The following is a 14,497-nucleotide window of genomic DNA, read 5'->3' as shown; positions in this document are numbered from 1 at the left end:
GCGGGCGCGTCACGTCAGCACGGCGGCGATCCTCGACAGGATCTCCTCCAGGATCGCCGCCGAGGTCGCGAAGTTGAGGCGGGCGAAGGTGTCGCCGCCTCCGTAGTTCGGGCCCGGGTTGAGCTTGACCCGGGCCTCCCGCTCGACGAACGCCGCCGCGTCGGGCACGCCGAAGTCGAGCCACGCGAGATAGGTGGCCTCGGGAATGCGGTAGCCGACCGACGGGAGCCGCTCGGCGACGAGCCTGCGGTTGCGGTCGAGGATCGCGAGCACCTCCTCCAGCCACGCGTCGCCGTGCCGCCAGGCGGCCACCGTGGCCTCCACCCCGAGCACGCTGGGCGCCCCGTAGATGTGGGCGGGCTGGCGGCCGAGGGCGTCCCTGGCCTCCTTCGCACCGAGGTGGGCCACCGAGCAGTGCAGTCCGCCCATGTTGAAGGCCTTGCTGGCGGAGGTCAGCGTGACCGTGCGCTCGGGGAGGATCGTGGCGAACGGGATGTGCCGCTTCGGGGCGTACGTCAGGTCGGCGTGGATCTCGTCGGCGATCACCAGCGTGCCGTGCCGGTCGGCGTACGCGGCGACGCCCTCGAGCTCCTCACGGGTGAACGAGCGGCCCGACGGGTTCTGCGGGTTGACCAGCAGGAGCACCCGGACGGGCTCGCCGGGGACCTCGAACCTGCCGTCGGCCGTCAGCGGCATGGGCACCAGGCGGCGGTTCATCCCCGTGATGGTGGTGAGGAAGGGATCGTAGGCGGGGACGTGCAGGGCCACGGCGTCGCCGGGCTCGGTCAGGACGTGCAGCAGCACCTGGAGGGCCTGGTTGAGGTCGGTGAAGGACCGCACGTGGGCCGGATCGGCCCGCCAGCCGTGGCGTGTCTCCATCCGCTCGGCGAACGCCTCCGCCAGGGGTCCCGCGGTCGGCGTGTCCAGCCAGGCGGGATAGCCGAGGTCTTTGGCGGCGCGTCGCGCGACGGCCTCCGTGACGGCGTCGGGCACGGGGAAGTCCATGTCGGCGACCCAGGCGGGGATGACGCCGGGCGCGGCCTGCGCCCACTTGATTCCGTCACGGCCGCGGGCCGCGTCGAGGGAGAGGGAGTCGAGCTTCATCCGACTCACCCTAATTGCCGATTAACGACCACCGGAAAGGTGGCCGCCGCGCCCCGCGATGCCGGTCGTGCCGCGGGGCGCCGGCGCGGCTACAGCTTGCGCAGGACGGCCGTGACCTTGCCGAGCACGGTGGCCTCGTCGCCCGGGATCGGCTCGTAGTTGGGGTTGTGCGGCACCAGCCACACGTGCCCGTCCTTGCGCTTGAACGTCTTCACGGTGGCCTCGCCGTCGATCATCGCGGCCACGATGTCGCCGTTGTCGGCGACCGGCTGCTGCCGGACCACGACCCAGTCGCCGTCGGCGATGGCGGCCTCGATCATCGAGTCGCCGGAGACCTGGAGCAGGAACAGCGTGCCCTCGCCCACGAGCTGCTTGGGCAGGGCGAACACGTCCTCGATGCTCTGCTCGGCGAGGATGGGGCCACCGGCCGCGATGCGGCCGACCAGCGGCACGTAGGCCGCGGTGGGCCGGCTGAAGCCGGAGTCCTCCTCGGAGGCGGCGTCGGGGTCCACCCACAGCACCGGCTCGCCCGGCAGCCGGACCTCCAGGGCCCGGGGCCGATGGGGATCACGCCGGAGGTAGCCCTTACGCTGGAGCGCCGTGAGCTGGTGCGACACGCTGGAGGTGCTGGTCAGCTGGACCGCTTCCCCGATCTCCCGCATGGAGGGCGGATAACCGCGCTGCTGGACCGAGTCGCGGATCACCTCGAGGATCTTCCGCTGCCTGGGGGTGAGGCCAAGCGAGTCGCGCCTGCGAACCGCGAGGTCGCTGACGCCATTCGCCTGCTCACTTCGGTCACTCACGATGCCACCTCTCAATCCGTGTTCCTCGTGTCGCACAGAGCGACCGTACCGCGATTCAAGATCACCGTCAAACAATTGTTCGATATCCAGCGAAATCGCCGATCTCGCTGTCCACCTCATCGTACGGGAGTTCGATCGATCCCGTGTTCGATTTCCCCGATCTTCTCAGGCCGGTGTAGGCCCAGGTCAGAAGCCGTCGAAAAACGGCCGGGAAAAGGCGCGTAAACGGCCTATTCCGCGACGGCCGGGGCACGTGATGCGGCCGTGACCGGAGGTGCGACACGCGGGCGGAGCAGGAACTTCCTCGCCCGGGGCCGGTTCGACTTGCGTTCAAGGTCGGGCGCTCCTACGGTTGGACCACAACATCTAGTAGTCACACCGGTGTAAGTTCACCACACCTTGTGTTCGGGGATGTGCGTTCAGGGAGGCGATGAAGTGCACTGTCCGTTCTGTCGCCACCCGGACACCCGGGTCGTGGACAGCCGCGCGGCAGAGGACGGGGCGGCGATCCGTCGCCGGCGCACCTGTCCCGAGTGCGGGCGCAGGTTCACCACGCAGGAGACCGTACTGCTGATGGTGAGCAAGCGCAGCGGGGTCACCGAGCCCTTCTCGCGCGAGAAGGTCATCGCCGGCGTGCGGCGGGCCTGCCAGGGGCGCCCGGTCAGCGAGGACTCCCTCGCCCAGCTCGGGCAGCGCGTCGAGGAGAGCATCCGGGGCACCGGCGCGGCCGAGATCGCCTCCCACGAGGTGGGCCTGGCCATCCTGGGCCCGCTCCGCGACCTCGACGAGGTGGCGTACCTGCGCTTCGCGTCGGTCTACCGCAGCTTCGAGACGCTGGCGGACTTCGAGGCGGAGATCGAGCGGCTCCGCGCGGCCCACGGCACCGCAGCCCATGGCACCGGGGGCGAGGAATAAGGCGCCTTCCGGGGGACCGGGACGAGGCGGGCGGCGTGCGACGGCGCGCCGCGACTATGTGGTTTCAACGAGCGTGGTCCGGAGAAGGGGCTCCATCGGGCCCTGGGAGGGGGAAGTCATGACGGAGACCGTGAGCGGCACGGTATCGGGTGCGGGGGGCCGTCCCGGCAAGCGCCCGCGCAAGGGCCTGAAGATGAAGCGCATCTTCACCACCCCGGGCGTCCACCCGTACGACGAGGTCCGCTGGGAGCGGCGCGACGTCGTGATGACGAACTGGCGGGACGGCTCGGTCAACTTCGAGCAGCACGGCGTGGAGTTCCCGGACTTCTGGTCGGTCAACGCGGCCAACATCGTCACCACCAAGTACTTCCGCGGGGCGGTGGGCACCCCGCAGCGCGAGTCGAGCCTCAAGCAGCTCGTCGACCGGGTCGTGGGCGTCTACACCAGGACCGGCGTCGAGAACGGCTACTTCGCCTCCGACGAGGACGCGGAGATCTTCGACCACGAGCTCAAGCACGCGCTGATCCACCAGATCTTCAGCTTCAACTCGCCGGTGTGGTTCAACGTCGGCACCCGCTCCCCCCAGCAGGTGAGCGCCTGCTTCATCCTGGCCGTGGACGACACGATGGAGTCGATCCTCGACTGGTACAAGGAAGAGGGCGTCATCTTCAAGGGCGGCTCCGGCTCCGGGGTCAACCTCTCCCGCATCCGCTCGTCCAAGGAGCTGCTGTCGAGCGGCGGCACGGCCAGCGGCCCGGTCTCCTTCATGCGCGGCGCCGACGCCTCCGCCGGCACCATCAAGTCGGGCGGCGCCACCCGCAGGGCGGCCAAGATGGTCGTCCTCGACGTGGACCACCCCGACATCGAGGAGTTCATCGAGACCAAGGCGCGCGAGGAGGACAAGATCCGCGCGCTGCGCGACGCCGGGTTCGACATGGACCTCGGCGGCAAGGACATCGTGTCCGTGCAGTACCAGAACGCCAACAACTCGGTGCGGGTCTCCGACGAGTTCATGCGGTCCGTCGAGGCCGGAGAGAAGTTCGGCCTGCGGGCCCGGCTGACCGGCGAGGTCATCGAGGAGGTCGAGGCGCGGTCGCTGTTCCGCAAGATGGCCCAGGCCGCCTGGGAGTGCGCCGACCCCGGCCTGCAGTACGACGACACGATCAACGACTGGCACACCTGCCCCGAGACCGGGCGGATCACGGCCAGCAACCCCTGCTCGGAGTACGTCCACCTGGACAACTCCTCGTGCAACCTCGCGTCGATCAACCTGCTGAAGTTCCTGCGCGACGACGACTCCTTCGACGTCGCGACCTTCGTGAAGGTCACCGAGCTGATCATCACCGCGATGGACATCTCGATCACCTTCGCCGACTTCCCGACGCAGAAGATCGCCGAGACCACCCGGGCGTACCGCCAGCTCGGCATCGGCTACGCCAACCTCGGTGCGCTGCTGATGGCGACCGGGCACGCGTACGACTCCGACGGCGGCCGGGCCATCGCGGCCGGGATCACGTCGCTGATGACCGCCGTGTCCTACCGCCGCTCGGCCGAGATGGCCGGGATCGTCGGCCCGTACGACGGTTACCAGCGCAACGCCGAGCCGCACAAGCGGGTCATGCGCAAGCACGCCGCGGCCAACGACGACCTGCGCACGCTCGACGACATGGACAAGGCCCTGCACGCCGAGGCCACCCGGCAGTGGCAGGAGTGCCTCAAGCTGGGCGAGAGGAACGGCTACCGCAACGCCCAGGCGTCGCTGCTCGCCCCGACCGGCACCATCGGCCTGATGATGGACTGCGACACCACCGGCATCGAGCCCGACCTGGCGCTGGTGAAGTTCAAGAAGCTCGTCGGCGGCGGCTCGATGCAGATCGTCAACCAGACGATCCCGCGGGCGCTGCGCCGGCTCGGCTACCAGGAGGAGCAGGTCGAGGCCATCGTCGAGTACATCGCCGAGCACGGCCACGTCGTGGACGCCCCCGGCCTGCGGCCGGAGCACTACGAGGTGTTCGACTGCGCGATGGGCGAGCGTGCCATCGCCCCGATGGGCCACGTCCGGATGATGGCGGCCGTCCAGCCGTTCCTGTCCGGCGCCATCTCCAAGACCGTGAACCTGCCCGAGTCGGCCACGGTGGACGACATCGAGCAGGTCTACCTGGAGGGCTGGAAGCTCGGCCTCAAGGCGCTGGCCGTCTACCGCGACAACTGCAAGGTCGGCCAGCCGCTGTCGGTCGCGAAGAAGACCTCAGAGGAGGCTCCCGCCGTGGCGGCGGAGAAGGAGCCGGTCGTCCAGGTCGTGGAGGTGGCGCGGCCGACCAGGCGGCGCATGCCGAACCAGCGGCCGAGCACCACCACCCGCTTCACGGTGGGCGGCGCCAAGGGCTACATGACCGCCTCGTCCTACCCGGACGACGGTCTGGGCGAGGTCTTCCTCAAGATGTCCAAGCAGGGCTCGACCCTCGCGGGCGTGATGGACGCCTTCTCCGTGGCGATCTCGATCGGCCTTCAGTACGGCGTGCCGCTCGACACGTACGTGCAGAAGTTCGTCAACATGCGCTTCGAGCCGGCGGGCATGACCGACGACCCCGACGTCCGGATGGCGCAGTCCGTGATGGACTACATCTTCCGGCGGCTCGCGCTCGACTACCTGCCGTACGAGGACCGGGCCGCGCTGGGGATCTTCTCCGCGTCCGAGCGGGCCGCGCAGCAGCGTGGCGAGGACCCGGCCGCGCTCCAGGACGTGGACACCGCGGCACTGGCCCAGTCGGCGCCGATCGAGAGCGGGCAGGCCGCGCCCGTGGAAAAGGCGCAGCCCGTGCCGGTCGAGAAGGCCCAGGCCGCGCCGGTGGCCGTGCCGGAGCCGCGCCGGGTCGGCGCCTCGCTGGAGAGCCACCAGGGCCGTACGGCGGACGCGCCGCTGTGCATGACCTGCGGCACCAAGATGCGTCCTGCCGGTAGCTGCTACGTCTGCGAGGGCTGCGGCAGCACCAGCGGCTGCAGCTGATCGGTTCGTCGTCAGGCGGGGCGCCGGAGAGATCCGGCGCCCCGCCGGCGTGTTCACGGCGGGAGACCTCAGGCCGTCGCGGCCATGCGGTCGAGGTGGCCGGTGATGACGGCGGTGAACGCGGCGGGGTCCTCGAACGGCAGGCCGTGGCCGCCGGGGACCGTCACGAGCTCGGCGTGGGGAATGAGCCGGGCGAGCTCACGCTGATGGTGCGGCGGCACGATGCGGTCGCCGGCACTGGAGACGATCAGCGTCGGCGCGGACACCTGCGGCAGCAGCTCCGTGATGTCGACGGAGATGTCGGCCAGGGTCTGCCTGGCGAACCCGTCCTCCGCGCCGTCGAGCATCGCCGTGAAGGCGGCGGCGGCCTGCTCGAAGTCCACCGCCGACCGGGCGCGGAGTGTCTCCTCGCCCATCGCGGTGACCTGGAGCAGGCGGGCCAGCAACTCGGGGTCGGTGCGCACCAGGCGGACCCACAGGTCCATCTGGAAGGCCATCCACGGGTCGGTCCTGGCCCATCCGGCGTGCGCGGTCAGCGACAGGATCTTCTCCGGCCGGGTGCCCGCCGCCGCCGGCGCGACGACGGCGCCGAGCGAGTGGCCGACGAGGTGGAAGCGCTCCAGACCGGCGTGCTCGGCCGCGCCGAGCACCTGGGCGACCAGGTCCTCGACCAGGATCGGCCCGCCCGCGTCCACGGTGGCGCCGGAGCCGGACAGGTCGGGGGCGACCACGGTGAAGCGGCCGGAGACGGCGTCGATCAGCGGGCCCCAGTTGGTCCGCCCGTCGGCGCCGGTGCCGTGCACGAGGACGAGACCGGGGCCGGTTCCGGTGACGAGATAGTTGACGGTGTTCGAGCCGACGGTGACGACGGGCATGGTCGTTCCTTTCACGTGGTGATCCGCGCGGGTTCGCGGACGGACGTCAGGAGGCCGACGGCGAGCGCGCCGGCCAGGGTCAGGAGGGTCAGCAGCCACAGGGCGGTGTGCAGGGCGTCCGTGTAGCCGGCGCTCGCCAGGCGGGTGAACTCCAGCCGTCCGGCTCCCGCCGGCACGGCCCCCGCGATGTCGCCCTGCAGCAGGCGGGAGGTCGCCCGGGCCGCGCGCGCCTCGCCGTACGGGCCGGTCAGGCTGGCCCGGGTCAGCGCGGACAGCACGGCGCCGAGCACGGCGATGGCGACGACCTCGCCGGTGATGCGGGCCGTGTTGAACAGCCCCGCCGCCATGCCGGCCCGCGCGGGCTCGACGGAGGAGACCGCCGCCCCGTCGACCACGGCAAGCGACACGCCGAAACCCGTCCCGATCAGCAGCAACGGCACGGCGAGCCGCGCCGGGCCCGATCCGGCGGGCACCGCCGCCAGCAGACCGGTCCCGGCCGCGACCAGCAGCAGCGTGGCCACCAGCAGGACACGCTGTGACAGGCGGCGGGCCAGGGCTCCGGCGACGGGCGGCATCACCAGCGTCGGCCCGGTCAGCAGCAGCAACGTCAGACCCGCCTGCCGGGCCGAACAGCCCGAGGTGGCCATGAGGTACGGCGGCAGCACGATCGTCAGCGCGACGAAGCCGAAGGCGAGCAGGAACGGCATGGAAGCGATCGCCGCGAACCGGGGCCGGGCCAGCAGCGACAGGTCGACAAGCGGGGCGGGGTGACGGCGTTCGGTCATGGCGAAGGCCGCCGACAGGACCGCGCAGGCGGCGAAGGCGGCCGGCACCGCCGGATGCGTCCACCCGAGAGCCGGCCCCTCGATCACGCCGAAGGTGAAGGCGGTGAGCGCGAGGGTGAAGGTGACCGCGCCGCCCCAGTCCATGGGGCCGTCCGAAGCGGCATGCGACTCGTCCAGCAGCGCGCTCAGCGGCAGCACGGGCAGCAGTGCGATCCCGGCAGCGGCGAACAGGCTGCGCCAGCCGACGGCGCCGACCAGCGTTCCGGCGATCACCGGGCCGAAGGCCAGCCCCAGCCCGATCGTGGTGCCGAACCACGCGAACGCCCTGGTCCTGCCGGTGCCCGCGGGGTAGGCGTGCGCGAGCAGCGCGGTGCCGCCGGTCGTGGCCGCGGCGGCGCCCGCCCCCGCGAGAGCTCTGGCCGCGATCAGTACGCCGATGTCCGGGGCGGCGGCGGCCACGAGCATCGACGCGGTGAACACGCCGGCGCCGACGACGAATATCCTGCGCCGCCCGATCCGGTCGGCCAGCGCCCCGGTGCTCGCCATGAACGCGGCGAAGGTGAGGAAGAAGGCGTTGACCACCCACTGGGTGGCGTCCAGCCCTGCGCGCAGGTCCGCGCCGATGTCGCCGAGCGCCTCGGCGGTGCCCGTCGCGGTCACCGGGACGAGCAGCACCGCGGCGCAGACCACCGCGAGCGACGGCGCGCGCCGCCGAGGGCGGCCGGCACAGTCCACAGGCATCGATACCATCCAATCCTGATAACCATAAGAACACTGATGGATATCAGAGAGTGGATGAATAGGGGGAGGCCTGTCAAACCGGTGATAGGGTCCGCGTGTCAGAGCCCCGACGGCCCCGGGAGGGTGAAGATGGGAGCCGAGGAGGCGAGGATCGCCGAGGCGGTGGCGTGGCGGCCCGGCAACGCCATCAAGCGCGCGGAACAGGCGCTGATCGCGGAGAAGACCCGTGTGCTGCGGCCGTTCGGGCTGACCGTCCCGCAGTACGCCGCGATGTACGCGCTGTCCCTCGCGCCCGGCATCTCCGGGGCGAAACTGGCGCGGTTCTGTTCGGTCACCCCCCAGAGCATGACGACCGTGCTCAAGACGCTGGAGTCGCGCGGACTCGTGGAGCGGCGTCCGTCCAGCGACCACGCCCAGGTGCTCGTCACCCGGCTCACCCGCGCCGGGCAGGCGCTGCTGCGCAAGGCCGACGCGGCGGCGGTGGCCGTGGAGCGCCGGCTGGTGGAGGAGTTCACGCCCGAGGAGGCCGAGCGGCTACGTGACCTGCTGGAACGGGCCGTGGTCGTCCTGGAGGACACCCGGGCCCGGGAATGAGGCCGGGGGGCGTCGTGTTGCCGCAAGCATGCTCATTGGATTCATCGGCAGCGGCAACATCGGCGGCACCCTCGCGAAGCTGGCGGTCGACGCCGGGCACTCGGTGGTGCTGAGCAACTCCCGCGGGCCGGACACGCTCGCCGAACTCGTGGCGGGCCTGGGCCCGAACGCGCGCGCCGCCACCGCGGCCGAGGCCGCGGCGGCGGGGGACATCGTGGTCGTGACGATTCCCTTCGGCAGATACCGGGAGGTGCCGGTCGAGCCGCTGGACGGCAAGATCGTCATCGACACGAACAACTACTACTTCGAGCGGGACGGTCACTTCCCGGAGCTCGACGCGGGGGAGACCACCGACACCGAGCTGCTCGCCGCGCACCTGCCGGGGTCGCGGGTCGTGAAGGCGTTCAACTCCATCCACTACGCCCACCTCGCCGAGCAGGGGCAGCCCGCGGGCACGGAGAACCGGCGGGCGCTGCCCATCGCGGGTGACGACGACGAGGCCAAGAAGACGGTCACCGAGCTGATCGACGCGTTCGGCTTCGACGTGGTCGACGCGGGTCCGCTCGCGGAGGGACGACGGTTCCAGCGGGACAAGCCCGCCTACGGCCCCCGCTTCACCGCCACGGAGCTGCGCGAGGCCCTCGCCAAGGGCTGACGGATCAGCCGGGAGCGACCGTCCGGCGGGCGCCTGTCTCCCGCCGGACGGCGGATCGGCAGTCCCGGTCTCCGCGGAGTGGCGGATCAGGCGGGAGTCACCGTCTGGCGGGTGCCGGTCTCCGCGGAGCGGCGGACCGCGTCGAGCAGGCCGTGCAGGCGCAGGCCGTGCGCGAAGTCCGGCACCCGATCTCCGCCCGTTCGCAGGTCGGCGGCGAGCGCGGCGTAGAGCTCCGCGACGTTGCGCGCGTCGCCCGCCGCCCCGGGCGCCCGGACGTACTGCTCGGGAACCGGCAGCTCCTTCCACGCGCCGCCCGCCGTCCCGTGCAGGCGCAGCTCGGTGATCTGGACGCCGTACGGGCTGCCGGGACCGGTGGACACGAGGGCGAGGTCGCCCTCCGTGCCGGAGATCTCGATCCGCGTGCCCGGCTCGGTGAGCTTGCCGCTGTGCAGGTGCAAAGAGAGCACCGCGCCGCTCGTCATGGTGGCGGAGAGCAGGAGCTGGTCAGGGGTGTCGGCCTCGATCGTCTCGCCGCTCTCCTCGATTACGTAGTGCCCGCGCTGCACGGAGAGGGCGGCGGACAGGGAGCCGACGCCGCCCAGGAGATGCTCCACGACGTCGAGCGTGTGCCCGCCCACGACCTCGAGCAGCCCGGCCGCACCGGCGCGGGTGACCGTGTACGCCGCCCAGGACGGCAGCCTGCCGCTCGCGCCCTTGCCGACCGCAGAGTGGACGTTCACCGCGGTGACCCGGCCCACCGCGCCGTCCCTGAGCAGGTCGCGAGCGTAGGTCACGGTGGGGGCGAACCGGCCCTGCAGTCCGAGGGCGAGGCGAACACCGGCCGCCCGTGCCCGGTCGAGCAGGTGCCGCGCCTCGTCGGTCGTACGGGCCAAGGGCCACTCGCACAGCACGTCTGTGCCGGCATCCACCGCGGCTTCCACGAGCTCGGCGTGGTGAGGGACCTTCACCGTGATGGCGACGAGGTCCACCTCGGGGTGCGCGGCGAGGGCCCGGGGGTCGGTGAACGCGTGCGCGGCGCCGAACCTGCGCGCGGCCTCGCGGGCGCTGTCCTCCCGGCTGGTCGCCACGGCCGTGATCTCGTAATCCGGCAGCGCCCGCAGCGCCGGGACGTGCGCGCGCACCGCCCAGCCGCGGTCGGGATTGGCGCCGACGATGCCCACACGGATTCTGCTCATTGTCCGCCTCCAGACGATAACCGGACTTGCTTCGTCCGCTTATGACCCTAGCATAAGCGGACTTGGCGAGTCCGCTTGATAGGGTGCGTTCATGAGCAGTAGGGACGGGGCGGTCGGCGCTCTGCTGGCGGCGGAGCCGGGGCGGACGCCCCGGGCTGACGCGCGGCGCAACATGGAGCGGCTGGTGGAGGCCGCGCGGGCGGCGGTGGCCGAGATCGGAGTCGAGGTCACGGCGCACGAGATCGCCCGCAGGGCCGGAGTGGGCATCGGCACCTTCTATCGGCGCGTGTCCTCCCGGGAGGCGCTGCTGGAGGCGGTCCTCGACGAGGTGCTCGCGGAAATGGCCGACCTTGCCGCGAACGCCGCGGCCGACCCCGACCCCTGGCGCGCGTTCGAGACCTTCGCCGCCACCTACGTGCGGCTGCGCGCGGAGAGCTGCGGCATCCGCGAGGCCGTGGGCGGCGCCTGCGGGCCGAATCTCGACCCCGTTCTCGGGGAGATCCAGGAGGGCCTGCGGGTCCTGGTGGAACGCGCGCAGAAGGCGGGGGTGATGCGGGCCGACGTGGCCTGGCAGGACGTGCCGTTCCTGCTGGCGGCCGTGGCGACCGGTCCGCGCACGCTCAGGCTCCGGGCCGGGGACGAGCAGTGGGGCCGGAACCTGCGGATCGTGCTCGACGGACTGCGTACGCCGGGGACGCAGGGGCTGCCGGGAACTCCGCCGGCCTGATCAGCCGGTGCCGGTGAGCCGGTCCTGGTCAGCAGTCTGTTCTGGTCAGCCCGTCTGGTCAGTCGGCCTCGAAGGCGAGGCGGTCGGTGAACCAGCGGTAGAACTTGATCGAGAACCTGACCCAGTGGGCCACCATCGTGGTCAGGTGCTCCCTGGTCACACCGGCGCCGATGTAGACCTGGGAGTCGCCGACGACCCGCATGGTGCCGTTGTCCTGGGTGAACGTGTACACCTTCGGCCACATTGTGTCGGCGTTCCACTCGTTGAGCGCCGTGAGCAGCATCCGCTTGTCGTCCACCGAATACTCCCTCGCGTAGAGGGACCGTACGGTGAACATGTCTCCTTCCCCGCCGAAGAGGAAGTAGATCGTGAGGTGGGCGGTGGAGATCGTCAGGTCGCCCTCTGTGTCTGTCGTGTGCTCGATGTCCAGCTCGTCGAGGATCTCCTCAAGGAGGTCCCGGTCCGGCTGGACAACCGCTGGGGAAGGCGTCACCGCTCCATCCTGCCCCATGGCGCCGTCGGTGAAGTGGCAGACGTGACACACGATGCGGGGGAGGAGCCCGGTGGCCGTCGCGCCCGGCTTTTCCGGCTCGCCCTCCTCTGGGGGCGGGTCAGCCTGGGAGCTCGGCGTGGGGTCACGGGCTCGCGCCGATCCTGGCGACGAGCGTCGTGATGTCCTCCGCAAGGGCGGCGTCGAGCGGGGCATGCCGGTTGAGCAGCCGATACCACATGACCCCGAAGATCATGTCGATCAGGAGGTCGAGGTCGGCGCCGGGGGGTGGCGGCATCCGCTCCAGCACCGCCCGCAGGGCGTCCCGTCGCGGGCCGATCAGCCGCGCCCGCAGGCGCTCGGCCAGGGCGGGATCGCTCTGGGCCTCCGCCATGAGGCCGGCCACCACCCTGCCGACCGCGCCGTCCGCGAGCGCGAAGGTCTCGCGCAGGAACGTCTCCAGGTCGGCCTGCGACGGCGCGCGGGAGCTCTCCACGAGGTCGGTCATCGCCTCGAGCAGCAGGTCGGCCTTGGTGTCCCACCAGCGGTAGAGGGTCTGCCTGCCGGTTCCCGCCTCCTCGGCGATGCCCTTCAGTGTCACGTTCGGATAGCCGTCGCGCTCGCACAGCCGCAGCGCGGCCTCGAGTATCGCCCGGCGCGCCTGCTCGCTGCGTGGTCTCCCCACCATGCCGCCACTTTACAGGACACCGTGTCTCGATTATAGTTTCGAGGCATGATGTCTCGCATTGGGGGGAATCGATGAGTGAGCGCGTGGTGATCGTCGGGGGCGCGAGCGGCATCGGCCTGGCCACCGCCGTACGGCTGGCGGCGTCGGGCCGCGAGGTCGTCGTCACCGGACGCACGCCCGAACGGCTGGAGCGGGCCGTCAAGGAGATCGGCGAACGGGGCTCCGGCGCGGTGGCCGACGCACGCGACCCGGAGGCGATGCGCGCCCTGTTCGCCGAGGTGGGCCCGGTGGACCACGTCGTGGTCAACGTGTCGGGCCGGAAGGGAGGCGGGCCGTTCCACTCGCTCTCGCCGGACGAGCTGCGCGCCGCCCTCGACGACAAGCTGATCGCGCACGTGGTCACCGCACAGGCCGCGCTTCCGGCGCTGCGGCGGGACGGGTCGCTGACGTTCGTCGCGGCGGCCAGCGCGAACAGCTCGATGGCCGGGGTGGCCGGGCTCGCGGCGGTGAACGGCGCGATCGAGTCGATGATCCCCGGCCTGGCGGTGGAGCTCGCCCCGCTCCGGGTCAACGCGGTGTCGCCCGGTGTGATCGACACCGAGTGGTGGGACGGGCTGGGGGACGGCCGGCAGGGCACGCTCGACGCGTTCGCCGCCGGCACCACGGTCGGCAGGATCGGCGCTCCCGGCGAGGTGGCGAACGCGATCGCCTACCTGATCGAGACGGGCTACGCGACGGGCACCGTGCTGACCGTCGACGGCGGCGTCCGGCTCAAGCCGAGCGCGCAGTCATAGGCGGCGGCTCGTCCGGGGCTCGGGCACGGTGTCGCTGCCGGCGCGGTGAGCCGAGCCCCGGCCCGCCCCGACCGCCCGTACGGCGCCGGGGTCAGCACGGCTCGGAGATCAGCACGGCGCAGAGGTCAGTGGGGTGTGGTGCGGGCGAGGATGTGCGGGGGCACGGGGTGGGCGGCCGCCTGCGGGTCGGTCACCGGGGTCTGCCACGACCGGGTGAGCGGCAGGATCCCGGCCCAGACGTCGTGCGGGTCGTCGGCGTCCTCCGGGTGGCCCTCGCGCACCTTGACCGACGCCTCCGCTAGCGGCACCGCGAGGATCGTCGTCGCGGCCAGCTCCTTGCGGTTCGGCCGGCGGGCGTAGTCCCACCGGCCGGGGGTGACGTGCTCGGTCAGGCACCGCAGGGCGGCGAGCTTCTCGTCGCCCTCCAGCACGCGCGGCACGCCGTAGATCATCGCGCTGCGGTAGTTCACGCCGTGCTCGAAGACCGACCGGGCCAGCACCAGGCCGTCGACATGGGTGATCGTCACGCAGACCGTCGTGCCGCGGGTGAGGCTGCGGCCGGCCACCGAGCCGTGCACGTACAGATGGTCGTCGTCGAAGCCGTACACCGTCGGCACCACCATGGGGTCGCCGTCCACGACGACGCCGAGATGGCAGACGAACCCGGCCCGGAGCACCTCGAACAGCGCCTCCCGGTCGGTGCGGCCCTGCTCTCGCAACCGGCGGTGCCGGGTCCGTTCGGTGGCGGACAGATCGCTCATGAGGCGACATTCAACCAGCAAAGCGGTCGGCCCGCCCGGCGGGGACGCCGGGCGGGCCGACTCGTGGATCGCTCCGGAGGACGGGAAGACGCCCGCGACGGGCGCCTGCGCCGCTCAGGCGACGGACGTCGGACCGGACGTCCTCGGGAACCGGATGACGTTTCCGCCGGTGTAGGCGCTGAAATCGACGATCTTTCTGTCTTTTCTGTCTCGCCTGGGCCCGCGCCGCAGCGCGGTCCTGATGTCCCTCACTTTGGCAAGCGACTGGACTTCGGCGAGCGACGGCACCACCGTGACCATGTTCGTTCCCCCCGACCGTGATGGTTCCGTGACCTATTCCGGTATAGATATCGGAGAGCCGG

The 14,497-nt window shown here is 71.5% G+C and carries 15 protein-coding genes; 6 read left to right on the top strand and 9 right to left on the bottom strand.

Annotation, left to right across the window (positions count from 1 at the left end; genetic code table 11):
* Window positions 1–9: 9 nt before the first annotated feature.
* Together FLX08_RS10305 and lexA are read right to left on the bottom strand one after the other, a co-directional pair.
* Window positions 10–1,104, bottom strand: coding sequence for a MalY/PatB family protein (locus FLX08_RS10305; RefSeq protein ID WP_142618211.1), 1,095 nt, complete (start codon window positions 1,102–1,104; stop codon window positions 10–12).
* Window positions 1,105–1,193: 89 nt separating this feature from the next.
* On the bottom strand, window positions 1,194–1,910 hold the full coding sequence (gene lexA, locus FLX08_RS10300) for a transcriptional repressor LexA (RefSeq protein ID WP_425280621.1): 717 nt from the start codon (window positions 1,908–1,910) through the stop codon (window positions 1,194–1,196).
* Between the two features lie 432 nt (window positions 1,911–2,342).
* On the opposite strand from lexA, the gene nrdR reads away from it, so the two are divergent.
* Window positions 2,343–2,822: a transcriptional regulator NrdR gene (gene nrdR / locus FLX08_RS10295; RefSeq protein ID WP_142618207.1), complete on the top strand. Its 480-nt coding sequence runs from the start codon at window positions 2,343–2,345 to the stop codon at window positions 2,820–2,822.
* Window positions 2,823–2,940: 118 nt separating this feature from the next.
* Window positions 2,941–5,829 (top strand): vitamin B12-dependent ribonucleotide reductase, encoded by a 2,889-nt coding sequence (locus tag FLX08_RS10290; RefSeq protein WP_142618205.1) that lies wholly within the window; start codon window positions 2,941–2,943, stop codon window positions 5,827–5,829.
* Window positions 5,830–5,897: 68 nt separating this feature from the next.
* Here the strand turns inward: FLX08_RS10290 and FLX08_RS10285 are convergent, their stop codons facing one another.
* Together FLX08_RS10285 and FLX08_RS10280 are read right to left on the bottom strand one after the other, a co-directional pair.
* On the bottom strand, window positions 5,898–6,704 hold the full coding sequence (locus FLX08_RS10285; protein ID WP_142618203.1) for an alpha/beta fold hydrolase: 807 nt from the start codon (window positions 6,702–6,704) through the stop codon (window positions 5,898–5,900).
* 11 nt (window positions 6,705–6,715) lie between these two features.
* Window positions 6,716–8,230, bottom strand: a complete 1,515-nt coding sequence (locus tag FLX08_RS10280; protein WP_142618201.1) for an MFS transporter — start codon at window positions 8,228–8,230, stop codon at window positions 6,716–6,718.
* A 129-nt stretch (window positions 8,231–8,359) separates the two neighbouring features.
* Here FLX08_RS10280 and FLX08_RS10275 point away from each other — a divergent pair, with 129 nt between their 5' ends.
* Together FLX08_RS10275 and FLX08_RS10270 are read left to right on the top strand one after the other, a co-directional pair.
* Entirely contained in the window at window positions 8,360–8,824 is a 465-nt protein-coding gene (locus tag FLX08_RS10275; RefSeq protein WP_142618199.1) for a MarR family winged helix-turn-helix transcriptional regulator, read from the top strand.
* Window positions 8,825–8,852: 28 nt separating this feature from the next.
* The gene (locus FLX08_RS10270) at window positions 8,853–9,479 is read left to right on the top strand and encodes an NADPH-dependent F420 reductase (RefSeq protein ID WP_142618197.1); all 627 of its coding nucleotides are present in this window, start codon (window positions 8,853–8,855) and stop codon (window positions 9,477–9,479) included.
* A gap of 86 nt (window positions 9,480–9,565) precedes the next feature.
* Here FLX08_RS10270 and FLX08_RS10265 read toward each other — a convergent pair whose 3' ends face one another.
* Complete coding sequence (locus FLX08_RS10265; protein ID WP_142618195.1) at window positions 9,566–10,675, bottom strand: Gfo/Idh/MocA family protein; 1,110 nt, start codon at window positions 10,673–10,675, stop codon at window positions 9,566–9,568.
* Between the two features lie 91 nt (window positions 10,676–10,766).
* Between FLX08_RS10265 and FLX08_RS10260 the strand changes: the two genes are divergently transcribed.
* Window positions 10,767–11,402, top strand: a complete 636-nt coding sequence (locus tag FLX08_RS10260) for a TetR/AcrR family transcriptional regulator (RefSeq protein ID WP_142618193.1) — start codon at window positions 10,767–10,769, stop codon at window positions 11,400–11,402.
* 58 nt (window positions 11,403–11,460) lie between these two features.
* Here FLX08_RS10260 and FLX08_RS10255 read toward each other — a convergent pair whose 3' ends face one another.
* Both FLX08_RS10255 and FLX08_RS10250 read right to left on the bottom strand, forming a co-directional pair.
* Entirely contained in the window at window positions 11,461–11,895 is a 435-nt protein-coding gene (locus FLX08_RS10255) for a type III secretion system chaperone family protein (protein ID WP_167530348.1), read from the bottom strand.
* A 142-nt stretch (window positions 11,896–12,037) separates the two neighbouring features.
* Complete coding sequence (locus FLX08_RS10250) at window positions 12,038–12,580, bottom strand: TetR/AcrR family transcriptional regulator (RefSeq protein ID WP_142618189.1); 543 nt, start codon at window positions 12,578–12,580, stop codon at window positions 12,038–12,040.
* 71 nt (window positions 12,581–12,651) lie between these two features.
* On the opposite strand from FLX08_RS10250, the gene FLX08_RS10245 reads away from it, so the two are divergent.
* Window positions 12,652–13,374 (top strand): SDR family oxidoreductase, encoded by a 723-nt coding sequence (locus FLX08_RS10245; RefSeq protein WP_142618188.1) that lies wholly within the window; start codon window positions 12,652–12,654, stop codon window positions 13,372–13,374.
* A 125-nt stretch (window positions 13,375–13,499) separates the two neighbouring features.
* Here the strand turns inward: FLX08_RS10245 and FLX08_RS10240 are convergent, their stop codons facing one another.
* On the bottom strand, window positions 13,500–14,135 hold the full coding sequence (locus tag FLX08_RS10240; RefSeq protein WP_142618186.1) for a pyridoxamine 5'-phosphate oxidase family protein: 636 nt from the start codon (window positions 14,133–14,135) through the stop codon (window positions 13,500–13,502).
* A gap of 114 nt (window positions 14,136–14,249) precedes the next feature.
* Entirely contained in the window at window positions 14,250–14,435 is a 186-nt protein-coding gene (locus FLX08_RS10235; RefSeq protein ID WP_142618184.1) for a hypothetical protein, read from the bottom strand.
* Window positions 14,436–14,497: the final 62 nt, after the last annotated feature.

This window comes from Microbispora hainanensis, assembly GCF_006874475.1.
GTDB classification, from domain to species: domain Bacteria; phylum Actinomycetota; class Actinomycetes; order Streptosporangiales; family Streptosporangiaceae; genus Microbispora; species Microbispora hainanensis.
Note: the sequence above shows the minus strand (reverse complement) of the source record. Positions and strands in the feature narration are given on the sequence as shown.